The 24665-nt window shown below is 65.1% G+C and carries 26 protein-coding genes, 1 tRNA gene and 3 pseudogenes; 10 read left to right on the forward strand and 20 right to left on the reverse strand.

Annotated features, from left to right (window positions below; all coding sequences use genetic code 11):
• The 5 genes and pseudogenes from Atep_RS09160 to pncC all read right to left on the reverse strand — a co-directional run bounded on the left by Atep_RS09160 (position 1) and on the right by pncC (position 3248).
• Complete coding sequence (locus tag Atep_RS09160) at positions 1-420, reverse strand: regulatory protein RecX (protein ID WP_213378256.1); 420 nt, start codon at positions 418-420, stop codon at positions 1-3.
• A 75-nt stretch (positions 421-495) separates the two neighbouring features.
• Positions 496-936, reverse strand: a pseudogene (locus tag Atep_RS16910) (recombinase RecA family protein); the annotation flags it as partial.
• 351 nt (positions 937-1287) lie between these two features.
• Positions 1288-2043, reverse strand: a pseudogene (locus tag Atep_RS17015) (intein-containing recombinase RecA); the annotation flags it as partial.
• Positions 2020-2631 (reverse strand): annotated as a pseudogene (recA, locus tag Atep_RS16920) (recombinase RecA); the annotation flags it as partial. The pseudogenes recA and Atep_RS17015, both read right to left, overlap by 24 nt.
• Positions 2632-2717: 86 nt before the next feature.
• The gene (gene pncC, locus Atep_RS09180; protein ID WP_213378257.1) at positions 2718-3248 is read right to left on the reverse strand and encodes a nicotinamide-nucleotide amidase; all 531 of its coding nucleotides are present in this window, start codon (positions 3246-3248) and stop codon (positions 2718-2720) included.
• A 159-nt stretch (positions 3249-3407) separates the two neighbouring features.
• On the opposite strand from pncC, the gene Atep_RS09185 reads away from it, so the two are divergent.
• Positions 3408-3689 carry a cupin domain-containing protein gene (locus Atep_RS09185; protein ID WP_213378258.1) on the forward strand — a complete coding sequence of 94 codons (282 nt, stop codon included), beginning with the start codon at positions 3408-3410 and terminating at the stop codon, positions 3687-3689.
• Between the two features lie 64 nt (positions 3690-3753).
• Positions 3754-4248 carry a DUF302 domain-containing protein gene (locus Atep_RS09190; RefSeq protein WP_213378259.1) on the forward strand — a complete coding sequence of 165 codons (495 nt, stop codon included), beginning with the start codon at positions 3754-3756 and terminating at the stop codon, positions 4246-4248.
• Between the two features lie 14 nt (positions 4249-4262).
• Here the strand turns inward: Atep_RS09190 and Atep_RS09195 are convergent, their stop codons facing one another.
• The 8 genes from Atep_RS09195 to Atep_RS09230 form a co-directional block, all read right to left on the reverse strand.
• Positions 4263-4589: a cysteine-rich small domain-containing protein gene (locus Atep_RS09195; protein WP_213378260.1), complete on the reverse strand. Its 327-nt coding sequence runs from the start codon at positions 4587-4589 to the stop codon at positions 4263-4265.
• Between the two features lie 20 nt (positions 4590-4609).
• Positions 4610-6433: a sodium-extruding oxaloacetate decarboxylase subunit alpha gene (gene oadA, locus Atep_RS09200; RefSeq protein ID WP_213378261.1), complete on the reverse strand. Its 1824-nt coding sequence runs from the start codon at positions 6431-6433 to the stop codon at positions 4610-4612.
• A gap of 31 nt (positions 6434-6464) precedes the next feature.
• Complete coding sequence (locus Atep_RS09205; protein WP_213378262.1) at positions 6465-7883, reverse strand: acetyl-CoA carboxylase biotin carboxylase subunit; 1419 nt, start codon at positions 7881-7883, stop codon at positions 6465-6467.
• Positions 7884-8150: 267 nt separating this feature from the next.
• Positions 8151-8226, reverse strand: a tRNA-Gly gene (locus Atep_RS09210).
• 55 nt (positions 8227-8281) lie between these two features.
• Complete coding sequence (pgsA, locus tag Atep_RS09215) at positions 8282-8866, reverse strand: CDP-diacylglycerol--glycerol-3-phosphate 3-phosphatidyltransferase (protein ID WP_213381506.1); 585 nt, start codon at positions 8864-8866, stop codon at positions 8282-8284.
• 4 nt (positions 8867-8870) lie between these two features.
• Entirely contained in the window at positions 8871-10703 is a 1833-nt protein-coding gene (gene uvrC / locus Atep_RS09220) for an excinuclease ABC subunit UvrC (protein ID WP_213378263.1), read from the reverse strand.
• Positions 10687-11562 (reverse strand): HDOD domain-containing protein, encoded by an 876-nt coding sequence (locus Atep_RS09225; RefSeq protein WP_213378264.1) that lies wholly within the window; start codon positions 11560-11562, stop codon positions 10687-10689. Before Atep_RS09225 ends, uvrC begins: the two co-directional genes overlap by 17 nt.
• A 227-nt stretch (positions 11563-11789) precedes the next feature.
• Positions 11790-12689, reverse strand: a complete 900-nt coding sequence (locus tag Atep_RS09230; protein ID WP_213378265.1) for an alpha/beta fold hydrolase — start codon at positions 12687-12689, stop codon at positions 11790-11792.
• Between the two features lie 136 nt (positions 12690-12825).
• Between Atep_RS09230 and Atep_RS16665 the strand changes: the two genes are divergently transcribed.
• From Atep_RS16665 to Atep_RS09240, 3 genes are read left to right on the forward strand one after another with little or no spacing between them, the layout of a single operon-like run.
• Positions 12826-13146, forward strand: coding sequence for a Na/Pi symporter (locus Atep_RS16665; RefSeq protein WP_236786095.1), 321 nt, complete (start codon positions 12826-12828; stop codon positions 13144-13146).
• A gap of 4 nt (positions 13147-13150) precedes the next feature.
• Positions 13151-13867: a Na/Pi cotransporter family protein gene (locus Atep_RS09235; protein ID WP_236786097.1), complete on the forward strand. Its 717-nt coding sequence runs from the start codon at positions 13151-13153 to the stop codon at positions 13865-13867.
• A gap of 60 nt (positions 13868-13927) precedes the next feature.
• Complete coding sequence (locus Atep_RS09240) at positions 13928-14776, forward strand: HDOD domain-containing protein (RefSeq protein WP_213378266.1); 849 nt, start codon at positions 13928-13930, stop codon at positions 14774-14776.
• A 52-nt stretch (positions 14777-14828) separates the two neighbouring features.
• Here the strand turns inward: Atep_RS09240 and Atep_RS09245 are convergent, their stop codons facing one another.
• Together Atep_RS09245 and rraA are read right to left on the reverse strand one after the other, a co-directional pair.
• Complete coding sequence (locus Atep_RS09245) at positions 14829-15299, reverse strand: CYTH domain-containing protein (RefSeq protein ID WP_213378267.1); 471 nt, start codon at positions 15297-15299, stop codon at positions 14829-14831.
• Between the two features lie 4 nt (positions 15300-15303).
• On the reverse strand, positions 15304-15780 hold the full coding sequence (gene rraA / locus Atep_RS09250; protein ID WP_213378268.1) for a ribonuclease E activity regulator RraA: 477 nt from the start codon (positions 15778-15780) through the stop codon (positions 15304-15306).
• A 336-nt stretch (positions 15781-16116) separates the two neighbouring features.
• Between rraA and Atep_RS09255 the strand changes: the two genes are divergently transcribed.
• The 4 genes from Atep_RS09255 (at position 16117) to Atep_RS09270 (ending at position 17856) form a co-directional block, all read left to right on the forward strand.
• A complete protein-coding gene (locus Atep_RS09255) occupies positions 16117-16788 on the forward strand; it encodes a Bax inhibitor-1/YccA family protein (RefSeq protein ID WP_213378269.1) in 672 nt (223 codons plus the stop codon).
• Positions 16789-16884: 96 nt separating this feature from the next.
• Positions 16885-17070: a hypothetical protein gene (locus tag Atep_RS09260; RefSeq protein ID WP_213378270.1), complete on the forward strand. Its 186-nt coding sequence runs from the start codon at positions 16885-16887 to the stop codon at positions 17068-17070.
• Positions 17071-17125: 55 nt separating this feature from the next.
• Entirely contained in the window at positions 17126-17533 is a 408-nt protein-coding gene (locus Atep_RS09265; RefSeq protein ID WP_213378271.1) for a hypothetical protein, read from the forward strand.
• Positions 17533-17856 carry a DMT family transporter gene (locus tag Atep_RS09270; protein WP_213378272.1) on the forward strand — a complete coding sequence of 108 codons (324 nt, stop codon included), beginning with the start codon at positions 17533-17535 and terminating at the stop codon, positions 17854-17856. Before Atep_RS09265 ends, Atep_RS09270 begins: the two co-directional genes overlap by 1 nt.
• 17 nt (positions 17857-17873) lie before the next feature.
• Here Atep_RS09270 and Atep_RS09275 read toward each other — a convergent pair whose 3' ends face one another.
• Together Atep_RS09275 and Atep_RS09280 are read right to left on the reverse strand one after the other, a co-directional pair.
• Positions 17874-18503, reverse strand: a complete 630-nt coding sequence (locus tag Atep_RS09275) for a hypothetical protein (protein WP_213378273.1) — start codon at positions 18501-18503, stop codon at positions 17874-17876.
• 46 nt (positions 18504-18549) lie between these two features.
• Complete coding sequence (locus Atep_RS09280) at positions 18550-19254, reverse strand: hypothetical protein (protein WP_213378274.1); 705 nt, start codon at positions 19252-19254, stop codon at positions 18550-18552.
• Between Atep_RS09280 and Atep_RS09285 the strand changes: the two genes are divergently transcribed.
• The gene (locus Atep_RS09285; RefSeq protein ID WP_213378275.1) at positions 19253-19471 is read left to right on the forward strand and encodes a hypothetical protein; all 219 of its coding nucleotides are present in this window, start codon (positions 19253-19255) and stop codon (positions 19469-19471) included. The genes Atep_RS09280 and Atep_RS09285 overlap by 2 nt on opposite strands.
• Before the next feature lie 79 nt (positions 19472-19550).
• Here the strand turns inward: Atep_RS09285 and bioA are convergent, their stop codons facing one another.
• From bioA to Atep_RS09300, 3 genes are read right to left on the reverse strand one after another with little or no spacing between them, the layout of a single operon-like run.
• Positions 19551-20840, reverse strand: a complete 1290-nt coding sequence (gene bioA / locus Atep_RS09290) for an adenosylmethionine--8-amino-7-oxononanoate transaminase (RefSeq protein WP_213378276.1) — start codon at positions 20838-20840, stop codon at positions 19551-19553.
• Complete coding sequence (locus Atep_RS09295) at positions 20840-22276, reverse strand: GTPase/DUF3482 domain-containing protein (protein WP_213378277.1); 1437 nt, start codon at positions 22274-22276, stop codon at positions 20840-20842. Before Atep_RS09295 ends, bioA begins: the two co-directional genes overlap by 1 nt.
• Complete coding sequence (locus Atep_RS09300; RefSeq protein WP_236786099.1) at positions 22276-24546, reverse strand: DUF2868 domain-containing protein; 2271 nt, start codon at positions 24544-24546, stop codon at positions 22276-22278. The genes Atep_RS09295 and Atep_RS09300 overlap by 1 nt, the downstream gene beginning before the upstream one ends.
• Between the last annotated feature and the right edge of the window lie 119 nt (positions 24547-24665).

Here is a 24665-nt window from a genome sequence, read left to right on the forward strand (position 1 = left end):
TCAGTCAGGAAAGCGCAGCAGGCGCCGGATCGAATCGGGCGTGAAGCCACGCTGTTCGAGGAAACGCGCGCGTTTGGCATAGTCGGAACGGTCGCTGGGTTGTGACTGGCCGAAGCGGCGCTCATGCGTGCGCGCCAGGACTTCGGGCCAGGTGTCGTTCATGGGTTTGAGATGGCGGTCGATCAGGCTGTCGGCAAGTCCCTTGTCGCGCAACTCGGCACGGATGCGCAACGGGCCGAAGCCCTTGTCGGCGCGTTCGGCGACATAGTGCGCGGCCAGACGCGATTCGTCGAGCGCGCCTTCGTCGATCAGTCGATCGAGCGCGCCGGCGATGGCCTCGGGCGCGAGACCGCGCGCGCTGAGCTTGCGGGTCAGTTCCAGACACGAATGCTCGCGCGCGACCAGCAGACGCAGGGCCACGCGCACGGCCTCGTCGATGGCGTCGTGCGCGTCGGCCTGGTTCGGGACCGGAGCTTGGACCGGGTCGTTCAGGGATCAATCCTCCAGCGGCTCGAACGACTCGGGCACATCGGCCTCGGCTGACGCCCCGGCTCCACCCTTGGGCAGCAGCTTGTCGCGGATGCGCGCTTCGATGGCCTGGGCGATCTCGGGATTCTCGCACAGGAAGTTGCGGACGTTGTCCTTGCCCTGCCCGATGCGCGTGCCCTCGTAGCTGTACCAGGCGCCGGACTTCTCGATGAAGCCCTCGGCCACGCCCAGATCGATGATCTCGCCCTCGCGCGAGATGCCCTGACCATAGAGGATATCGAACTCGGCCTGACGGAAGGGCGGCGCGACCTTGTTCTTGACTACCTTGACCTTGGTCTCGTTGCCGATGACCTCATCGCCCTTCTTGATGCTGCCGGTGCGGCGGATGTCGAGCCGGACCGAGGCATAGAACTTGAGCGCGTTGCCGCCGGTCGTGGTTTCTGGGGAGTTGTGGACAGCCACATGGTCGACCAAGTAACTGTGGTTGCCCGCGACTTCCAGATCGAAGCGTGTCCGATGGCGCGGCTTGGCCGGACGGATCTCCTTGCGGGTGATGCGCATGGGAGCCGCCCTGAGTTGGGTGCGGGCTTCCAGCCGATGCCCATTCAAATGGACGTCCGACGTATCCGGATGCCAGGCGAAACGTCCGCGAAAATCCGGATGCAGCTTGTAATCGAGCGAGGGATGGACATAGGGCGCGATCTTCTCATGCAGCTGACGGGTACGCTCGCCGCTGAAGAGCAAGGAACGCTCGCGCACGGTGGGACGCCCCATACCGAGCTGTTCGAGTCGACCCGCCAGACGCTCCTTGTCCTCCATCGACAGACTGACACAGCCGATCTCGGCCTTGCCGTGCCCCCACTGCTCGTAGGAGCCGGAGAAGGTGCCGTCATCGCCGTACCAGACCGCTACGGCGCGTGCATCCATGGCGGCGAGCATGCCGTCGCTGACCCGCCGCCCCTGGGCCGAATACGCCTGACGATGCAGACCGACCAGTTGCGCCATGGGTAGGGTATCGAATCCGAGACCATTGCCCGTGGGGCCGATGCGGTTCGCGAAGGGCGCCAGCATCTCGTGCTTCCATTCGCAGTATTCCTGCTGCCTGGGGCCATGACCGACCCGGAAGGAGACATTGGATTCGGACGCAAAACGCAGCGAGCCGTCGCCGAGGAGGCCGCCCAGGATGAGCTGGTTTTGGTCATCGTTCAGAGCGTAATGCTTGACGGCCGTCATCACCTCGTCGCCGACGTCAAGATCGCCCGCACGGCGCTCGCCACTGGGGGTGAAGATGAGGTGGTTGGCGGTACAGGTGAACTTGCGCCGCCCGGAGCCGCCGCCCGCCGCGACCTCGAAATAGAGCCATTCATCGGTCTCGCCATTGCGAAACCAGTTGACGACCGGACGCGGCACGATGGCGCCGGTGGCCGGGTCCATCGACATGACCTCGACCGGAAGCCGCTGATTGACGATCTTGCCGATCTTCTCGGTCGTACCGTCGGCCAGCACGACACGGGCGTGATAATCGAAGCAGCCGAACATCACGCCGATCTTCATGCGGATCTGGTTGATGAAGATGACGCAGCAGTTGGAGCGCTTGATGTTGCCGGTGAGTTTGCGTAGCGCCTGCGACATGAGGCGCGCTTGCAGGCCGACGTGCGAGTCGCCCATCTCGCCCTCGATCTCGGCCTTGGGCGTGAGCGCGGCGACCGAGTCGACGACCACGACATCGACCGCGCCCGAGCGTACCAGCATGTCGGTGATCTCCAGCGCCTGCTCGCCGGTGTCGGGCTGGGAGACCAGCAGATCGGTCATGTTGACGCCGAGCTTTTCGGCATAGACCGGGTCGAGCGCGTGCTCGGCATCGACGAAGGCCGCCGTTCCGCCGAGCTTCTGCGACTCGGCGATGATGTGCAGCGTCAGGGTGGTCTTGCCCGAGGACTCGGGGCCGTAGATCTCGATGACGCGCCCCTTGGGCACGCCGCCGATGCCGAGCGCCAGATCCAGCCCGAGCGAACCGGTCGAGATCGCCTCGATGTTGCGCACGGCACCGACATCGCCCATGCGCATGACCGAGCCTTTGCCGAACTGCTTTTCGATCTGGGTCAGCGCGGCGGCCAACGCCTTCTTGCGGTTCTCATCCATTGCGGTCTCCGTTGCGGGTTGGGATCCAAGCCGTCGCACTCGACGATTAGCCGAAAATTATGACATAAGCCTTGGGCGACTTCAGCCTAGCGCGTGAGCGTACTCAGATATTCGAGCAGACCGAACAGCGCCGTGCGCACCGCCTGGGCGCGCACGGCCTCGCGATCGCCGGCGAAGCACTCGCGGCGCATCGTCGTGACGCTCGCCGTCCGTCCCCAGGCGAACCAGACGGTTCCGACCGGTTTCTCAGGCGAGCCGCCGCCCGGTCCGGCGATGCCGCTGATGGCGAGTGCGGCCTCAGCCCGGCTATGCGCCAGTGCACCCGCGACCATGGCCCGTACCACGGGCCCACTCACCGCGCCCTGAGACTCGATCAGTTCGGCGTTGATACCGAGCATGTCCTGCTTGGATGCATTGCTATAGGTGACGAAACCGCGATCGAACCAGTCGCTACTGCCGGCGATGTCCGTGATCGTCTTGGCGACCCAGCCGCCGGTGCAGGATTCGGCGGTCGCCAGCCGCCAGCCGCGTTCTCGCAGACACTCACCCACACGCACCGCGAGCCGGGAGAGTTCGTGCGATGAAACAGAATGAGGGGCGAGGTGATCTGTCGTCATGGGAGGCGATCTTCGCCGAAGGCGGCGAACCGGACAAGCGCCGACGTTGGAAAAAGTCGTCTGAAAACCGCACTATTGCGCTTCCGGCACTCGGCGAACGGCCGATGTCTTATCTCAGAAGTCCGATTCAACCCAACCGACGAGACCACCGACAAGACCATGAGCGACCTGGAGATCCGTTGCGAACACAAACCCTCCCCCGCCAAGCTGGACGTGATGGGCGTCGAGGACTGGCCGATCTGGAAGAAGGAACCCTCGACCTTCCCCTGGCGCTACGATCAGACCGAGACCTGTTATGTGCTGCGCGGCCGTTTTCGCGTGACACCCGAGGGCGGTGAACCACAAGAGTTCGGGCGCGGCGATCTCATCACCTTCCCGGCCGGTCTCGCCTGCATCTGGGAGATCATCGAGGCGGTCGAGAAGCACTACGACTTCGCGTAAGCGTCTCCAGTACGCACCGCGCGTCGACGAACGAGAACACCAACGAGGAAACGAGGACTGTCACATGCGAAAGATCCACTGGCTTGCCGTACTCACCGCCCTTCCCCTGCTGTTCGCCACGCTGACGCCACGCGCCGAGGGGATGCGCCTCGCCGACACCGTGGTCAAGATGCCGCTGGCCAAGGACGTCTCCATCGACGACGCGATCGACTCCATGCTGCTGCGCGCCAACGGGCTGAACTTCAAACTGGTCGCGCGCCAGCCGCTCTACAAGGAGCTGGAGGCCATGGGCGTGGAGACCAGGCACATCGAGATCTTCCAGTTCTGCGATGCGCGCATCGCCGCCCAGATGCTGGCCGAGAACATCGATTTCGCGGCCTACCTGCCCTGCCGCATCACCCTGATCGAAGATCAGGACGGCAAGGCCTGGCTGGTGACGCCGGATCTGGACATGGTGATGCGGATGGCCGATCTGCCGCCGAACCTCAAGGAAATGGCGATCAAGGTGCGCGACACCATGAACGAGATCATGACGGCCGGCGCCAACGGCGATCTGTAAGCCCCCTGCCCGACTCAACCGCCGCGCGCGGCCTTGCGGTCGCGCGCGTCCAGCTCCTTACCGCCCCAGATCCTGGGCCGTTCCAGCCATTTCTGGATGAAGGACCAGGACGCCCGATAGCCCTCGTGCGGCAGCCGACAGTCCGAGCAGTCCTTGCGCCTGAGTCCGTGTTTGTCGGTATAGATCCGATAGGGTCCGGGGCACTCGTAGGCGATGAGCGGGCAGTAACAAAACAGACAGTTGAATGCCCGCTTCACCCCGGCATGGCAGGGATAGAACGGGCATTCATGGTTGGTGAAGCCTTTGTAGGCTTCGTTCGCCGTACCGTCCTTTGGTTGCATCAGCCGGCCGTCACGTTCGATCAGGACGTGATCTCGATCAGCACCTCGTCCGGATTGACCGCGTCGCCCTTGCCGACATAGACCGCCGTGATGGCGCCCGCGATCGGCGCCTGGATCTCGGTCTCCATCTTCATCGCTTCGGTGACGATGACGGGTTGACCGGCGATCACGGTGTCGCCTTCCTTGACCAGCACATCGACGATGTTGCCCGGCATCGAGGTGGCGACATGCCCGGGCCGGCTCGGCTTGGGACGCTTGCCGCTGATGGCGCGCGGACCGGAAGCCGCCCCGCCGCCGGTCAGAACCAGCTCGTCGAGCGTCTCGACCACCACCTCTTCCGGGATGTCGTCGATGGTGAAATAGAAATGGCGCTCGGCCTGCCCCTTGTGCCCCGCGCCCGTGACCTTGATGTGGTAGGTCTCGCCGTGGACGTTGATGTTGAACTCGGTCGGCGCGGCCTTGGCCGCCTCGGTGCGACTCGGCGGCGGCTCCAGCGGCTCGGGCACCAGGGCGCCGGCGGCACGCTGATCGAGGAAGGTGCGCCCGATCTCGGGGAACATGGCATAGGTCAGGACATCGTCCTCGGACAGCGCCAGCGGCCCGATCTCCTTGGTCAGACGCTCCAGCTCCGGCTTGAGCAGATCGGCCGGACGACATTCGATCAGATCCTCGTTGCCGATCGCCTGCTGTTGCAGGGTCGGATTGACCGGCGCCGGCGCCGCGCCATAGCGCCCCTGGAGATAGAGCTTCACTTCGTTGGTGATGGTCTGATAGCGCTTCTCGGTCAGCACGTTGAACACCGCCTGGGTGCCGACGATCTGCGAGGTTGGCGTGACCAGCGGCGGATAGCCGAGATCCTTGCGCACGCGCGGGATCTCTTCCAGCACCGCGCTCATGCGGTCGAGCGCGTTCTGTTCCTTCAACTGGTTGGCCAGGTTCGAGATCATGCCGCCCGGCACCTGATTGACCTGGACACGGGTGTCGACGCCGGTGAACTCGCTCTCGAACTGATGGTACTTCTTGCGGATCTGGTAGAAGTACATCCCGACCTCCTGGATGGCCTCCAGATCCAGCCCGGTGTCGTACTCGGTGCCGCGAAGGGCCGCAACCAGACTCTCGGTCGGCGGATGCGAGGTGCCGCCGGCCATCGACGAGATGGCGGTATCGATGGTGTCACAGCCGTTCTCGATCGCCTTCAGATGGCACATGTCGGCCAGACCCGAGGTTGCATGTGAGTGCAGATGCAGCGGCAGATCCACGCTGTCCTTGAGGGCCTTGACCAGATCAGCCGTGACGAAGGGCGTCAGCAACCCGGCCATGTCCTTGATAGCGATCGAGTCGCACCCCATCGCGGCCAGCTCGCGCCCCATCTTGACGAAACCGGCCACATCGTGGACCGGGCTGACGGTATAGCAGATGGTGCCCTGGGCGTGCTTGCCGGCGGCCTTGGTCGCCTCGATCGCGGTCTTGAGGTTACGCAGATCGTTGAGCGCATCGAAGATACGGAACACGTCCATGCCGTTGTCGGCCGAACGCTTGACGAAGGCACGGACCACGTCGTCGGAATAGTGCCGGTAGCCGAGCAGGTTCTGGCCGCGCAGCAGCATCTGCAACCGGGTGTTGGGCAGGGCCTCACGCAGCTTGCGCAGACGCTCCCAGGGATCTTCCTTCAGGAAACGCACACAGGCGTCGAAGGTCGCCCCGCCCCAGCACTCCAGCGACCAGTAGCCGATGGCGTCGAGTTTGGGACAGATCGGCAGCATGTCCTCGGTGCGCATCCGGGTGGCGAGCAGGGATTGATGCGCGTCGCGCAGGATGACGTCGGTGATGTTGATCTTCGGCATGAGTGAGCTCGCTTGAAGCCGGTCGGTTGTCTCAAAGCCCCGCGTGAGCGGCGATGGCGGCGGCGAGCGCGGCGGCGATGTCTTCGCGGCGGCGCTTGGTCGAATAGTTCAGCAGTTCAGGATGCGACTCCAGGAAACCGGTGTCGAAGTTCGCGTTCCGGAAGTCGGGATGGCGCAGGATCTCCTGATAGAACGGAATGGTGGTCTTGACCCCATAGACGCCCATGTCGCGCAGAGCACGGCAGCCGCGCGTGACCACGTCGTCCCATTCCAGCGCCCAGACGATGAGCTTGGCCAGCATCGAGTCGTAATAGGGCGGCACATGATAGCCGGTATAGATGGCCCCATCGGTGCGCACGCCCGGACCGCCCGGCGCGTAATAGCGCGAGATGCGCCCGAAGCTCGGCAGGAAGTTGTTCTTGGGGTCTTCGGCGTTGACGCGGAACTGGATGGCGAAGCCGCGACGCTTGATCTGGTCCTGGCGGTAGCGCAGCGGCAGACCGGCGGCGACCCGGATCTGTTCCTCGACCAGATCGACACCCGTGATGGTCTCGGTGATGGTGTGCTCGACCTGGATGCGGGTGTTCATCTCCATGAAGTAGAAGCGCCCGTCGGAATCGAGCAGGAACTCCACGGTGCCGGCATTGGTATAGCCGACCGAGCGCGCGGCCAGCACCGCCAGTCCGCCGACGTACTGACGCTGGGCGTCGTCGAGCTGCGGCGAGGGTGCGATCTCGATCAGCTTCTGATTGCGCCGCTGGATCGAGCAGTCGCGCTCGAACAGATGGATGCAGTGACCATGATGGTCGGCCAGCACCTGCACCTCGATGTGCTTGGGATTGACCACGCACTTTTCCAGAAACACCTCGGCGCGTCCGAACGCCTTGGTCGCCTCCGAGATGACGCGCTCGTAGTTGTTGCGCAGTGCCGCCGGGTCGTCACAGCGACGGATGCCGCGCCCGCCGCCGCCCGAGGTCGCCTTGAGCATGACCGGATAGCCGATCTCCTCGGCGCAGGCGAGCGCCTCATCCAGACTGTTCAGATTGCCGGGACTGCCGGGCGTGACCGGCACACCGGCCTTCCGCATCGCCTGACGCGCGGCGGTCTTGTCGCCCATGCGGGCGATGACCTCGGCGTTCGGACCGATGAAGGTAATGCCGCGCCGCGCGCAGGTCAGCGCCAGCTCGGGGTTCTCCGACAGGAAACCATAGCCCGGATGCACGGCATCACAGCCGGTCATCACCGCCAGGTTGACGATGTTGTGGACGTTGAGATAACCGGCGAGCGGATCACTGCCCAGACTGTAGGCCTCGTCGGCCTTCTTGACATGGAGCGAGTGACGGTCGGCCTCGGAATAGATGGCCACCGAGCGGATGCCCAGTTCGGCACAGGCTCGGATGACGCGCACGGCGATCTCGCCACGATTGGCGATCAGGATCTTACGAAGCATGGGTGAGCCTCTGGAACGGCCGGCCGCTGGCCGCAATGGCGTTGGCGAGTGAATCGGATCGAGTGCTGGGAGGCTCCGTCGAATCACCTGCCAGGCGGTCATCAGGTTATCGAAGGCGCTTCCATGCGGCTGGAGCGATTCGGCTCGCGATGGATGCTGCTAAGCAGCAATATAGCGGAAGTGCGGAATCCTGCAAAGAGATCGCCGCAGTCGATTGTGACAGCGAGAACGAAAAAAGCCCTCGCTAAGAGGGCTTTTTTCTGAATTTGGAGCGGGAAACGAGACTCGAACTCGCGACCCCAACCTTGGCAAGGTTGTGCTCTACCAACTGAGCTATTCCCGCTGAATAGACGCCCATTGTAGGCGATTTTTTCAGTCCGTCAAGCCAATTTTGAAAATTATTTTGGCTGGCGTTCGTTCGACTGATCCGCCTGACCCGACAGGCTCGGCCAAGCGGATGCCAAATATAACACCATCGACCAAAGCGTGAGAAGAGCCGCGACATAGAGCAGCACCACGCCCACCCCATAGGTCCAGGGACCGAACACCGATTCGCGCAGGATCAGGATCACGATCGAGATCATCTGCGCCGTGGTCTTGACCTTGCCGAGTGCGGAGACCGCCACCGCCGCGCGTGCGCCGATCTCGGCCATCCATTCACGCAGGGCCGAGACCGTGATCTCACGCCCGATGATGACCATCACCGGCAGCGCGATCAGGATGCGCGGATCGGTCTGCAACAGCACCACCAGCGCCACGGCCACCATCAGCTTGTCGGCGACCGGATCGAGAAAGGCGCCGAGCGGCGAGGTCTGGTTCCATTTGCGCGCCAGATAGCCGTCGAGCCAGTCGGTCAGGGCCGCCGCGCCGAAGACGGCCGCCGCCGCATAGGGCGCCCAGACCGAGTCGAGATAGAAGACGACGACGAACACCGGGATCAGCACGATCCGCAGCAGCGTCAGGATGTTCGGCAGGTTCCACATGATGTCAGGCTTGGTCTCGATGGAAGGCATCATGGATGCGCTGGGCCAGTGGCCGGCCGATGCCCTCGACCCCGGCGATGTCCTCGACCCCGGCGCGCTCCAGGCCGTGCAGTCCGCCGAAGTGTTTGAGCAGACGCTGACGGCGGTTGGGGCCGAGTCCGGGGATGTCTTCCAGCGCCGAGGTCACGCGCGCCCTGGCGCGACGCTGACGATGGCCGGTGATCGCGAAGCGGTGGGCTTCGTCGCGGATCTGCCGGATCAAATGCATGGCCGGCGAGTCGCTCGGCAGTATAACGGGCGCCTCCCGACCCAACAACCAAAGGCGCTCGGCGCCGGGACGTCGATCCGGCCCCTTGGAGACGCCGACCAGATTCGGTCCATGCAGACCCAGCTCCTGGAGCGCGTCGTTGACGGCGGCGAGCTGGCCGCGTCCGCCGTCGATCAGGATCAGGTCCGGGACCGGATACTCGCCCTGCCCCACGCGCTTGTAACGGCGCGTCAGGGCCTGATCGAGCGCGGCATAGTCGTCGCCCGGCGTGATGCCGGTGATGTTGAAGCGCCGATAATCGGACTTGCGCGCGCCCTCGCCGTCGAAGACCACGCATGAGGCGACCGTGTGCTCGCCCTGGGTGTGGCTGATGTCGAAGCATTCCATCCGCTCCGGTCGGTCGGCCAGATCCAGCGCCTCACGCAGCGACTCCAGCCGCCGCGCATAGCCGGCCTGACTGCCGAGCCGCTGCTGGAGCGCAAAGCGTGCATTGTCGCGTGCCATCTCCAGCCAGCGGGCGCGCTCGCCGCGCACCTCGACCTGGAGCCGAACCGCCCGCCCCGCCCGCTCGGCGAGCGCCTCGCGCAGGATCTCGGCCTCGTCCGGGCGCGTGCTCAGGATCAGGGTGTCCGGAACCTCGTGCGCAGCATAGAACTGCGCCAGGAAACCGGCCAGCAGCGCCGACTCCTCCATATCCGCCGGCGCCTTGGGGAAGAAGGCGGTGTTGCCGAGATGCCGTCCGCGCCGCACCACGAACACCTGCACGCACCAGACATCGGTCTCGCGCGCAGCGGCGATGAGGTCCAGATCGCCGTCCTCGCCGATGACCGACTGACGCTCCAGCACTCGACGCAGGGCCCGGATGCGGTCGCGATACTGGGCCGCGCGCTCGAACTCCAGCGCCGTCGCCGCCGTCTCCATGCCGCCGATCAGCTCGTCGATCACCTCGCCGGCGCGTCCGTCGAGGAACTTGACGGTGCGCGCCACGTCCTCGGCATACTGCTCGGGCGTCACCAGCCCGACGCAGGGTGCGCTACAGCGCTTGATCTGATACTGGAGACAGGGGCGCGAGCGATGGCGGAAGAACCCGTCCTCGCACTGGCGCACCGGAAACAGCTTTTGCAGGATCTGCAGGGTCTCGCGCACCGCCCAGGCACTCGGATAGGGTCCGAACAGCCGCCCCTGGGTCCGGCGCGGGCCGCGATAGAAGGCCAGGCGCGGATAGATGTCCTGAGTGGTGAGCTGGATGTAGGGATAGCTCTTGTCGTCGCGCAGCAGCACATTGAAGCGCGGCTGGAGCGACTTGATGAGCTGGCTCTCCAGCAGCAGCGCCTCGCCCTCGGTGCGGGTGACTGTGACCTCGATGTCGGCGATCAGGCCGACCAGACGCTCGTGGCGCGGCGTGAGCGTGCGCCCGAAATAGCTGGAGACCCGGCGCTTGAGATTCTTGGCCTTGCCGACATAGAGCACCGTGCCCTCGGCATCGAGCATCCGGTAGACGCCTGGGCCGATGGGCAGGTCTTTCAGCCGTCGGCGCGGGTCGGCGGGTGTTTCAGGTACCGCGTTCATCGGTCAGGAGACGTGCGACGCAGCGCTCCCAGGTCTCGGGCGTCACGGCCAGTTCATTGAGTCCCCAGTCGCGCTGGTCGAGCAGGACCGGGTTGTCCTCGATACCGCGCCGCAGCGCCAGCAGTATGCGCGCGAGTCGGGCGACGGCGATCAGGGCGCGCCGATGGGCATCGAAGCCTTGAGGCGGCTCGAAAGTATGTTGATGATAGATCGCCAGGGCCACGGGTTCGGGCAGACGCCAGGTTCCGGCCAGCAGGAAACCGACCGTGACATGATCCGTGCCCAGGGCGCGGCGTTCGTAGTCCATCAAGTCCTGCGGCGCAGTCAGCGCCTGGAGCGTCCATTCGTTGCCGTAGTCGTTGATCAGATCGGCGAAGATGAGACTGCCGACGCCCTGCATCAACCCGAACAGATAGGCCTCGTCCGGCGTCAGCTCGGGCGCCAGCGCGGCGACCGAGGCGGCCATACGCGCCTGTTCCTGGATGAAGTCGAGGATCAGACGCGCCCCGCCCTCGCGCTCGCCGACCAAGCGGCTGAAGGCTTCCGCCGTGACCAGATTGGTCAGGCGTCGCAGTCCGAGCAGGGTGACGGCCTGCCGGATGCTGCTGATCTTGGTGCGACTGGCGAAGAGCGGCGAGTTGATGGTCTTGAGCACCTGACCGGTCATGGCCGGATCCTGCGCGATCAGATCGGCCGCCTGGATCAGATCCGGGTCGGGGCGACGCAGCTCGTCGCGCAGACTCAGGACGATGTCGGGAACCTGCGGCACCTTGGCACGTCGCACGGCTTGGAAGGCGGCTTCGAGATCGGCGCGCGGCGGATAGTGATCGCTGTGGTTGGAGGCGGCTGGAGTGGTCATGAACGCGGAGACGCCCTCTGTCGGTCTGAATCCTGGAGGCGACCATTAAACCGCGTTTGGCCCCGAATCCCCAATTACACGATTTGGCCGCATTTGTGGCGCATTACGGTGCGCTTGGTTTCTCGATCCCTACAGTTGGAGTGGCGATCACCGGATCGAACTCCTGGCCGAATCGCCGAACTTCCGCAAACGTGGACTCACAGCGCTCACCGAGCGCGTCCATTGGCTCAGGCCGCGCGTTTGAGCGGCGGATGCGCCCAGAAGTCATCGAGCGCCGCGACCGTCTCGGCGAGCTTCTCCCAGTGCGGCAGTCCCTTGTGCGGCTCCAGGGTCACGCGATGCCAGGTGTCGTGACGCACGATGAAGCTCGGCAGACGTTCGAAACGGATGTAGGGATCCTGGTCGGCGATGACCAGCACTGGAAACTCGGTGAGCCGGTCGTAGAGCAGATCGATGGCGTCGGGCGTGAACAGACGCATGGTCAGAAAGGTCAGCGGCGCATGGTGCGCGCCCGGCTGATGAGCCGTGGCCCAGGCATGGTCGATCATTTCTTCCGGCACCGGGCCGACGAAGGAGCGGCCGAGGAAATGCCGGATGCTCGGACGCGAGGCGACCAGTCCATAGACCCATCGGCTGAGTTTGGGCCATTTCATCAGCGTCGTGACCGGGCTGGAACTCGGCAGCGGCTGTTCGCCGAAACCGGTCGGCGAGATCAGCGCCAGCGAGGCCAGATGCTCCGGGGCCAAGCGCGCGGCCTGGGCGGCGAACTCACCGCTCAGCGAGAGCGCGATCAGGTCGGCCGGCTCGCCGACGACCTGGGTGAGGAAATCGGCGATGGCGTGCGCATAGAGCGCGGGTGAGTAGCCCTCGGCGCGGCGCTCCGAGTGCCCGAAACCCGGCAGATCCAGGCTGTAGACCGGGCGCGAGAGACGATAGTGCTCGAACAGCGGGCGCATCTCGAAGCTGCTGGAAGCGGCGTTGATGCTGTGGACCAGCACCAGCGGACGGCCCGGATGGGCGCGCTCGGCGTAATAGGCCAGACGCCAGCCGTCGCTGGTGGTGAAGTCGGCACGCGGGGCGGCAATGGCCTCCGGGAGCGCTTGTTCAACGGGGTGTTGGAGATTCATCTGTAGGTACCTCGGTCGACGACAAGGGCGCATACGGCCTCGTCGAGCCATGAAGCCATCGTAGCCCGTCGAGATCAAAAACGGAACCGTCTTGGAGACGTCGAGCGTCGGCCCAGCCTCTGGGGCCTGCAAAAATATGACGATCATGGGCGCGCTCACCGGCGCCTTCGTCACCGCCATCATCAAATCGTCCTCGGTCACGACCGTGCTGGTGGTCGGCTTCATCAGTGCCGGACTGCTGTCGCTGTCGCAGTCGGTCGGCATCATCATGGGCGCCAACATCGGCTCGACCGTCACCGCGCAACTGATCGCCTTTCAGCTCGACGACATGGCGCTGTTGATGATCGGATTCGGCTTCATGCTGCCGGTGGCCGCCAAGCGCGAGTCGGCGCGCCATTACGGCGGCATGATCATGGGGTTGGGGCTGGTCTTCCTGGGCATGACCCTCATGAAGTGAGGCCATGACGCCGCTGCGCGACTACGCCCCCTTCCTCGACTTCATGCGGACGCTGCACAATCCGCTGCTCGCCATCCTGATCGCGGCCATCTTCACCGGCCTGATACAATCCTCGGCCGCCACCACGGGTATCGCCACCGCCGAGGTGCCGCGTCAGATCGCCAATGCGCACACGCTCTTCAATGTCGCCAATACCCTGCTGTTCATCGGGTTGACCGGACCTATGGCACGTCTGGTCGAATGGCTGGTGCCGGACGAACCGCCCGGCGAGGAAGCCTTCATCGTCCGGCCGCGCTATCTCGACGAGGAGTTGCTGAACACGCCCTCGCTGGCGCTCGACCGGGCGCGGCTGGAGATCCTGCACATGGGCGACAGCGTGCGCGAGATGATGCGGCTGATCATGTCGATCAGCGAGCCGACGCGCGAGGTGCTGCTGAACTTCCATCGCGCCGTCAGCCGTGCGCTCGGCGCGGCCCTGCAAGCGGTGGCGCAGAACAACGAGATCGCCGCGCGCACGGTCACGGCCATGAAGGGCGAGATCAGCGAGATCGCCGACTCGGCCGCCGCGCGCGAGGCGCGGCGTCTGGTGGCCGAGGAACCCAAGCGCATCCGGGCCTATACGCTGGAGATCGACATCATCGAGAAGCTCCAGCGCATCTATTATTTCGCCAAGCGCATGGCCAAGACGGTCGAGACCGATACCCTGGCCGAAAACGCTTGAGCGGCTGAACACAGCGCCGTCATCGACATCGCTGACACGCTATATCGCGGAGAGACGCAGATGCAAACGGGTTTTGGGATCTACGCCAAGATCGCCCACGACATCATCACCGGCAAGGCCAGCCTGCCGAACCTGCCCGACGCGGCACTGCGTATCCGCCGTGCCATGCAGGATCCCGACTGCGACCTGGCGCGTATGGAGAACATCATCAAGACCGATGCCGGACTCTCGGGCTATCTGATCCAGATGGCCAACAGTCCGATGTATCGCGGCTGGTTCGCGACCAAGGATCTCAAGCGCGCGCTCTCGCTGTTCGGCATGGAGATGACGCGCAATCTCTGTCTGGGCTATTCGCTACGCGCCATGTTCCGCGCGCGCGATCCGCAGCTCAAGGCACTCCTGACGGATCATTGGAAACGCAGCGCGCATCGCGCCGCCTTCTGCGCCGTGCTGGCCGGACAGGTGCGGCGCATCAGTCCGGATCGCGCCCTGCTCGCCGGTCTGTTGCAGGAGATCGGGATGCCGCTGCTCTATGTGCGGCTGGAGAACTATCCGGAGGCCCTGAGCAATCCCGAGATCCTCCAGGATCTGGAAGAGACCTTCTGTGCCACCATCAGTCTGACGCTGCTGGACTCCTGGGGACTGGATGCGGAATTGCAGGAGGTGGCGCGCAGCCGTCACGACTGGTCGCGCGAGCATCGCGGCCGGGCCGATCTGGCCGATGTGGTGATGCTGGTCAATCTGCACGAACTGCGGCTGGAAAACGACCCGACGCGCTATCTGCCCGAGATGCGGAGTCTGCCGGCCTATGCAAAGGTCGACCCGGGACCGGTCAGCGAGCGGGGGACGCTGGTGGTGCTCGATGAATCGGTCGATATCGCCGCGATCGAGGCGACCATGACGGGGTGAGTCCACCCCCTCTCCCCAACCCCTCTCCCGCCGTGGGAGAGGGGCTTTTGACTCAGGACCAGTCGCGATAGGGATGGCGGGCGAGGTTGACGTTGAAGTAACGCGGGTCGTCCGAGACCTCGGCCCCGAGCCAGTCGGGACGCTCGAACGCCTCGTCGACCCGCTCCAGTTCCAGCTCGGCCAGCACCAGACCGGCATTGGCGCCGGCGAAGACGTCCAGCTCCCAGAGATGCCCTGCATGAGGCACGCGATAACGGGTCTTCTCGATCAGCGGAGAGACGGCCAGCTCGCGCAGCAGGGTCTCGGCATCGTCGACCGGGATCGGATATTCGAACTCCAGTCGGCTGATGCCCCGGCTCGCACCCTTGAGGGTCAGCCAGGCCGTTTCGCCCCGGATGCGCACGCGGACTGTGGTACGCGCGTCCTCGGTCAGATAGCCCTGGACGAGACGGGTCGCGTCCCCGACCCGGTCGCGCCAGCCCTCGCCGACGACCAGGAACTTGCGTTCGATCTCGATGGCCATGGGGTCAGAGCGCCCGATCGGCGACTAGGATGCCGTCCTCGTCGCAGTAGATGTGATCGCCGGGCACGAAGCGGACACCGGCGAAGGTCACGGGAATGTCGCGCCGGCCCTCGCCGCGACGCTCGCTCTTGCGCGGGATGCTCGCCAGCGCCTTGATCCCGAGCGGCATTTGACCGATCTCGACCGTATCGCGCACGCAACCGAAGAGCACCACACCCGCCCAGCCCTGCTCGACCGCGCTCGCGGCGATCAGATCACCGAGCATGGCGCAGCGACGCGAGCCGCCGGCATCGACCACCAACACCCGCCCCTCACCCGATTCGGCGAGCGTGGACTTGACCAATGAATTGTCCTCGAAGCACTTGACCGTGACGATGGGGCCATGAAAGCGCGACATCCCGCCGAAATCGCGGAAGATCGGCTCACAGGTCCGAAGATCGTCACCGTATCGGTCGTAGAGGTCGGCGGTCTTGAAGGTCATGGGCGGCTCGCTGAAGGTTGGACACACGTCGAAGCGCGTCTCGGAGCAAACATTGCAAACCGGAGCGGATACGCACTAGGAGTCGGTGCAGTCGGGTGTATTGAACCGTCGAATCGCACCCCGGGCAATGGCCGGTGACAGGATTGAGAGTGATCGCTGCCGGCCCCAAATGATGACACATAACACAGCGTTTCGCGGCGGCGCCGACCGGCAGTCGAGGATTTGCACCCATGCGCGGGTCGGGTATCCTTCCGGAACTCCGAACGCATCGCCGTGTCACAGAACCGGCAATCTGTTTCATAACCCACTGTTCACACGACAGGAGTGAATTTCGATATGGCCAATCCGGGCATTTCCATCCTCAAGACCACAGATGCGGCGGTCGCAGCCAATAAGGTTCTGAAGAACACCTATCTGCTGCTGTCGGCCACGCTCGGCTTCAGCGCCCTGACCGCCATGCTCTCGATCGTGCTCGCCATGCCCTCCTGGGTCTACATGGCGGCGGTCATCGTCTCCATGGTGCTGGGCATGTTCGTTCTGCCGCGCACGGCCAACTCGGCCGCCGGCATCGGCGTCATCTTCCTGATCACCGGCCTGCTCGGCTTCGGGCTCGGCGCCATCCTGACCATGTATCTGGCCCTGCCGCACGGTCCGCAGACCGTGGGTCTGGCCTTCGGCGGCACGGCGGCGATCTTCCTGGGTCTGTCGGGCTATGCGCTCTCCAGCAAGCGTGACTTCAGCTTCATGGGCGGCTTCATCTTCGCCGGCATGATGGTGGTCTTGCTGGCGGTGATCGCCAACATCTTCCTGCAGATGCCGGCGCTGTCGCTGGCCATCTCCTCGGTCATCATCCTGCTGATGAGCGGCTTCATCCTATTCGACACCAGCCGGATCGCGCGTGGCGAGGAAACCAACTACATCATGGCCACCTATGGCCTGTATCTGAGCATCTTCAACATCTTCGTCAGCCTGTTGCAGATCCTCGGCATCATGGGCGGCGACGACTGATCCGCTCGCCGAGCGTTCGTCCGCGAACCCTTCGCGTCCATCCAGCCCCGGCCCCGCGCCGGGGTTTTCGTTTCACGTCGACCGACGAGGTGCCCCATGGAACTCTTTCTGAAGATCACCGCCGCCATCCTGTTCGGGATGATGCTGTTCTTCCTCTGGCCGGTGTACAAGCACTGGCAGGAGAACGGCCCCAAGGCGCAGAAGGGCGACTGGGCGGCGGCCATCCTGCCGCTCGGGGCGGTCGTGGTGTTCGTCGTGCTGCTGGTGCTGGCGGTTCGTTGATGGCCGGCGGCCGCTGTGGTAGAGTAGCGCGTTATTTCATAAGGAGATTCACCCCATGCCAACCCGGCTCGAACGCTCGACCATCCAGGGATTCTCGATCGCCGTACTGATCTCGGCCCTGCTCCTGCTGGCCGGCTGTCAGTTCAATCCGCTCAAGCCCAAGTCGGATGCTCCGGCCACGAGCGCCGCGCCGGAGAGCGCCTGTGCCGCCAACTGCGACACCGCCAGGACGCAATGCGAGGAACGGCAGCGACTGCGCGAGCAGATCTGTCGGGAACAGGTGACACAGATCCGGAACGACACGACGCCCTGCAATACCACGACCAATCCGCTCTGTCCCAAGCCCACGGCCTGTCTGGGTGAGGATCTGGGCCTCTGCCGCACGCAGCACGCCGAGTGCCTGTCGCGCTGCGCCAACACACTCGCCCCGACGCCTGCCGCCACGGATCGAGCCGAGTCCTGATGGCCTGGGTCTATCTGTTCGTCGCCGGCCTCTTCGAATGGGGCTGGCCGGTCGGACTCAAGCTCGGCCTGACCGACAGCGGGCTGCATTGGGGCTGGATCCTGTTCGCCGTGCTCTGCATGATCGCCAGCGGCGCCCTGCTCCTGATCGCCCAGAAGACCATCCCCATCGGAACCGCCTATGCGGTCTGGACCGGTATCGGCGCCACCGGAACCTTCGTGCTCGGCATCCTGCTCTTCGGCGAGCCGGCCACGCTCGCCCGTATCTTCTTCGTCGGACTCATCGTGGTCGGCATTCTCGGACTCAAGCTGGCGTCCGATTGAGCGGCTGCCGGTGGCGGTCAGACCGCGTCGGCCAGCGTCTCGTCATCGCTTCGATTCGCCTTGCCCTTGCGGCGCGGCAGGACCGGCACCTCATCGTCGACCTCGATCACCCGCAGGGCGCGCTCCTCGGCGGCGAGCCGCTTGGCGGCGATCGTCTTCTCCTGACGTGCCCGCACCGTATAACCGAGTGCCGCACCGCCGGCCGCCGCCACCGTGGCCAGTCCCAGCGTCATGAACTGGGCCAGCATCATGGCCACGCCGACACCGACCGTGCCGCCGACGACCACGCCGGTCTTGAGACTCAAGCCCGCCGAGGCGCGCTTGCGGGCCTTGGCCACCAGATCGGCCGCCTCGCGCGTGGCCTTGACGCGCTGCTGTTCGGCGCGCACGCGGATCTTCTCGCGTTCCTTGGAATGCCGCTCGCTGACCCGTGAGACGACACGATGCCGGTCGGCCGAGACGATGGTGTTGAACCAGAGCGCCACCATCACCGCGATGGCTCCGCCCAGGAGCGCGAACAGCGGCCAGGTCGTCATCCAGTCGGTGTGGAGCGCGGTATAGATCAGCAGGACCGTGACCCCTTGCAGCAGCAGGATCCCGATCAGGAAACGGATGAAACTACCGAGACCAAAGGGAATGATGTTCATGGTTCCGAATTGAAGTCAGAGTGATGGGGCGGCCAAGGGACCGGCCTCAGATCAGGAAGATCCAGCGCTTGCCGTCCGCCTCGCCGCGACCCGAGCCGCCCGCGGATTGCGATTTCGGCGACAGTTCGAGCAGACGCTGACGCAGTGCCGAGAGACTTTCGGGACGCCCGCTCAGTTCGGGCGGAATGTCCCGGTCATAGGCATCGACGAGGTTGTAGAGATGCTCGGGACCGAGTCCCGACAGATCCGCGACCAGTCGCGGGGCCTCGCCGTCCAGGGGCAACAGACTCGGCTCCAGCCCGGCCACCAGGAAGGGACCGGCGCCGCGCTCGATCCGCGCGGCCAGACGCGCCTGTCCGCGCTGACGCAGGAGTTCGCCGAGCCGGCGGCGCATCAGATCCGAGAGATCGACGGCGACCAGATCCATGAGCGGCGCCGTCGGCGAGCGTCCCGAGCGGATCGGGACGACGAAGACATGGGCCTCGGCACTCGGCCTTTCGGTTTCGCCAGACGTGACCACATAGGTCTCGATCATCCTGAAGAGTTCGCTATGACGCGCCAGCGCGTCTCCACTCGCGCGCTCGAAGCCGGCCCCGAGCAGTACGAAGGTATAGAGACCATACCCCGGCAAGGCGTCCTCGTAGAGCCGATTGAGGGCGATGTCGGTCACGAGCTGTACGCTCTGCCCCGCTGAGGGGAAGTAGAGCATCCCATAGCCCGCACCATCCGCTTCGGCAGCGAGGGCGTCCATGTCCGGTTCTGAGGCGCGTGGTCGATCTTCATCGCGGTCGGGCAGCGGCATCATTGGCTTTGAAGCCGTGACTAAAGCCGAAGCCGCCTCGGCCATCGACGCGGACTGGTCGAGTGTCGCCCCGGACGGCGACGTCGACGAGGTCACGAGCGGGGTTGCGGCGCACCCGACGAGCGCCGGCACCAGAAGCGCCGGGAGCGACCATCGAGCCATCTGAACCGAGCGAGCGCGAGGAGCGAATATCATGCAGAGGACGCCAAGCTGTCGAAAGCGCCTCATGATACAGACCGGCGCGTTCAAAATCCCGACCGCTCGCCGATGACCTCGACCACGGCGGCACAGAGTCGCGTCAGTTCCGCGTCCGAGATCACATAGGGCGGCATCAGATAGACCAGACGCCCGAAGGGCCGCACCCAGACGCCGGCCTCGACCAGACGGCGCTGGATCTCGCGCATCGGCACCGGACGCTCCATCTCGACCACGCCGATGCCGCCGAGCACCCGGACCTCGGCCACGCCCGGCAGCCCGCGGCAGGGCGCCAGTCCATCCGTCAGACCGCGTTCGAGACGCTGGATATTGGCCGCCCAGTCCTGCGACAGCAGCAATTCGATACTGGCATTGGCGATGGCGCAGGCGAGCGGATTGCCCATGAAGGTCGGACCATGCATGAAGACGCCCGGCTCACCCGAGGAGATCCCGTGCGCGACCCGTCGGCCGGCGAGCGTGGCGGCCAGCGTCAGATAACCGCCGGTCAGCGCCTTGCCGAGGGTCAGGATGTCCGGCGCGATCCCGGCGTGCTCGCAGGCGAACAGCCGCCCGGTCCGTCCGAAGCCGGTGGCGATCTCGTCGGCGATCAGGAGCACGTCGAAGCGGTCGCAGAGTTCGCGGACGCGACGCAGATACTCGGCGCTGTAGAAGCGCATCCCGCCCGCACCCTGGACGATCGGCTCCAGGATCACGGCAGCCAGTTCGTGCCGGTGGCGCTCGATCAGCGCGGCGAAGGTCGCGATGTCGGCATCCGTGCAGGGGTCGCCGAAACGACAGCTCGGCGCCGGCGCGAAGATCTGTTCCGGCAGCACGCGGTTGAACAGATGATGCATCCCCGTGACCGGATCGCACACCGACATGGCGTTGAAGGTATCGCCATGATAGCCCGAGCGGATGGTCAGGAGACGCCGGCGCTCGGGCTGTCCGGCCGAGATCCAGAACTGGAGCGCCATCTTGATCGCGACCTCGACCGCGACTGAGCCGGAATCACAGAGAAAGACGTGCTGGAGCGGCTCGGGCGTCAGTTCGACCAGCGAGCGTACCAGACGCATCGCCGGTTCATGGGTCAACCCACCGAACATCACATGCGCCATCCGGTCGAGCTGGTCGCACGCCGCCCGATTGAGCGCCGGATGATTGTAGCCGTGGATGGCGCACCACCAGGAGGCCATGCCGTCGATCAGGACGCGCCCGTCCATCAGCTCGATCTCGCAACCGCGCGCCGAACGCACCGGATAGACCGGGTCGCGATCCAGGGTCGAGGTATAGGGATGCCAGGCGTGCGCCTGATCGATGGCGAGGATCTCGTCGAGGTTCATTACAGGTCGCTGCGGCTGTCGATCTCGCTCAGCGACACGCCGCGCAGGATGCCCTTGATGATGTCGCGGCAGGCTTCCTCGTGCTCGGACTCCCTGCCGCGCCGGGCATCGCTGAAGAAGCGCGCCAGCTCACGCTGATCCTGGGCGTTCAGCTCCTCGGTGAACCCCTTGGAACGGATCTCGCGGTCCGGCACCCGGTTCGGATCGTCCTCGTCGGCGGCCTGACGCCCATGCGCCCAGTTCATGGCGCGTGCGCTGTAGAGGATGATGCGATCGAGCAGCACGAAGGGAAAGCGCGGATTGGAGACCGGGCCGATGGTGTAGACGTACGTGTTGGGCGCGCGTTCGATGTCGAACTTGGCTAGTGCTTTGCCGCCGACCACGCCCAGAACACCGCCGACCACCCCCCCAAAGAAGGCGCCCGCGCCGAGCGAATGCCCGGCCGTCGCCAGATCGATGGTGACGCCCGAGGCCGCGCCCGCCGCCATGCCGACCATCGCCAGCTGACGGCGCGACAGCCCGAGCGCCTGCCCCACGTCCTCCGAGAGCAGATCCTGACTCAGCACCGAATCGGGCGGCACGTTCCAGACGTTGTGCCGGAAGTTGGCGCGGATGTGCTCCTGGGCCTCGATCTCCAGCCGGCGCAGACCATCCTCGAACTCGGCCGTGATCTCGGCCTTGACCCGGTCGCGTCCGCTCTGAAAGATGACCTTACCGCTCTTGACCGTCTTCGACACCTTGTAGCTCAGCGCCTGCTTGAGCAGATCGAGGATGGTGCCCACGGCCTGATCGGTGCGCCGCTCCCAGTCGTGGGCGAAGGCGTCGATGGCCTCCTCGACCATCGGCTCCCAGCGCTGATCGATGCTCTTGAGCGCATTCAGCAGTCGCATACGCTCGTCATAGGTGGCGCGATGGGCGTTGAACTCGCGCACCGAGTTGAACGCCTTGCTCAGGGCATCGCGCCACTGATCCATGTAGCGATCCTGCTTGCTCAGATTGTTGAGGATCGCCATGCGCGGACGGCCGGTGAGTCGCAGCAGCTCGATCTCGACCCGATCCTTCTCCTTGATGCGCTTGGAGCCGTCGACCACCAGGATGATGCCGGCGCCCTCGGCGACTGGTTCCATCAGAGCCACGTCGTGGGCATAGAGCGGATCGAGGCAATGGGCCTTGACGAAGGCGCTCGCCAGATTCGGACTGTCCTCGTGTGCCTGGAACCATTCCAGGATGGCGTTTGGGTTCTGGAAACCGGGCGTGTCGATGAACTCGATGACGGTGCGGCCATCGATCACCACCGGATAGACGTCGGACCGGGTCGTGGTGCCAGAACGCTTGTCGATCGGGATGCGGTCGTTCTCGGTCAGGGTCGCGACCACGGAGGACTTGCCCGCGTTCGGGTTGCCCATGATCGCCAGGCGTGGAATCTTCGCCGCCATCAGTCTTCTCCATCCTCAGTGGGCGGGTTCAACATCTCCAGACGCAGATAGGGATCGGCCATCTGGTCGATCTTAGATTGCCAGTCGCGATAGTCGAAGGTGCGCAGCGGCGGCAGACGATCGTCGTCGTCCGGATCGCCGATCAGGGCCAGGAGCATCTGGGCCTGAGGACCGGCGGCGGCGCGCAGCTCGCGCAGGAAGACCAGATCCTCGGTGAGCGGCGGCTGAGAGCCGTCCTGGATCACGGCGATCCGGGGCGGCGGCGCCTGCCAAGCGCCCTCTTCGATCATGGACAGAGCGCGCGCCGTCATCTGGCTGCCGGCGCCGAAGGTCGCTTGGGCGCCCACGCGCCAGCCGCTGAGATCGCGCAGCAGTTCCTCCAGGCGCGGCCGGTCCTCGGGTTCGAGTATGTCGTCGACGTCGACATGGACCAGGAGCAAGCAGGCGTCCGGGCTGTATTCGGGCGCGCCCGCGCGCGGGATGACCGGCGCTTGAGCGGGCGGCTCGGGTTCAGGTTCCGGTTCCGGCTCCGGCTCGGGTTCAGGTTCCGGCTCAGGCTCAGGTTCGGGCTCAGGTTCCGGCTCCGGCTCCGGTTCCGGCTCGGGTTCAGGTTCCGGCTCCGGCTCAGGTTCCGGCTCCGGCTCAGGTTCGGGCTCGGGTTCCGGCTCCGGCTCGGGTTCAGGTTCCGGCGCGGATACGAACTCCGAGTCCGCGTGCGGCTCCGACGTCCGGACGGCGGAAGTCTCGGCTTCGACAGTGGCGGCGGATACTGGAAGAACTTCGAGTTCAGGTTCAGGCTCGGACGCCGGTGTCGGCGGAGGTTCGGAGTCGAACGCCGCGCCATCGGGCACGGTTGGTTGCACCACGGGCGGCACGGGTATCGGCTTGAACTCGGGTGCGGGGAGCGGCTCCGGCTCGGCGGCGCGCGGTTCGGTCGGAGCCGTCTCGTCACGCTTCGGCGGCGGCTCATCGCGCCAGGGGCGACGACTGACGGGCGGTTCGCCGGCCTTCTTGATCTGTAGACCGGGACGCGGCTTGCCCGATCCCGGTGTGATCTCCGCCGGAATATGCATCTCCGGCCCCTGCCCCGTCTCACCGACATGGGTATCCAGACGCGGCGTGATCAGCCGGGCATAGAGCGCCTGGAGACGTCTATGGGTGAAGGTCAGATGCTTGAGCGTAAGATGCTGCGCGATGAGTGAACCGAACAGGAGCAACAGACGCGGCAGCAGACCATAGGTGAAGACCGCCAGCACCAGGAACCAGCGCCAGGAACGCAGATGCTCGGGATTGGGCTTGAAGCCGGTCCCGATCACCGCCCACTGTTCCAGATAGACCCGCGATCCCTCGATCTGCTCCAGGGTCGGATAACCCGCCCCCTCGCCGAACAGCCAGCTCCAGGGCGCGGCGATCAGACGCACCAGGTCATAGATGGTCTGCGGATGCGCCGCCAGCGAGGTGCCCCAGCCGAAGGCGATGTCGGTGAACCATTCGAGCGTAATGGTGGTGAGGATGACGCCCAGATTGAAGGCGACACCGAATACTTGCAGTGGAATCAGCAGCGTCAGGATCGAGAGCGGCCCATAGACGCTGAAATGCGCCCGTACCAGCCCCTTGGTCGACAACGCGCGTTCGCGGATCTCCTGGGGCGAGCGCGCCAGATGCTGCTCCTGGAACCAGTGCGCGACCCGCTCCAGCGCCGGCTGGATCAGATGACTCAGCAGCCAGGATTCTTCGACACCGGCCTGACGGTGACGCAGCGAACGGCGCAGCCAGGTCCAGATGACCCCGACCGACAGCACGAACTGCACCACCACCAGCAGGAACACGAACCAGGGCACGCTGATGGGCAGATGCCCGTCGTAATCGAGCAGAGTCCTGGTCAGACTGATCCCGAGCACGAAGCCCAGCAGCGCCAGAATCCAGAATCCCAGGCGCTGGGCGTGCGCAAAGGCGGTGCCGGGCAACAGCGGCTTGAGTGCGGGATCCTCGTCGGCACGCCGAGCCTTGAGCCACAGACGCAGACTCAGGCGACGATGTTTCGGGCTATGGGGCGCCGCGCCACCGAGTTCGCCTTCGATCCGTTCCAGATAGATCGCGCGATCGCGCTCGGCCAGCGTCTTGCGCAACGAGGGGCGCTCGCGTAGCTCGCGCTCGTCGGCGTCGAGGTAATACTCCAGATCGATGAGATCGGCGGCGGTCCAGTCCGCGACCTTGACGGGCGTGCCTTCGGTGCGGCTCGAAGCGTCTGCTGAGTGTCGTGGATCCATGGCCTGTGGGTATCGTTGTAAGCAGCGAAATGCCGCGTCCGCCGGCACGGACGCGGCCAGGAAGCCTGGATGATCCCACAGACGGGACTTCGATTCACGTACCTGGGATCCTGGCCTCC

The sequence above is a fragment of the Allochromatium tepidum genome (assembly GCF_018409545.1).
GTDB classification, from domain to species: Bacteria; Pseudomonadota; Gammaproteobacteria; order Chromatiales; family Chromatiaceae; genus Thermochromatium; species Thermochromatium tepidum_A.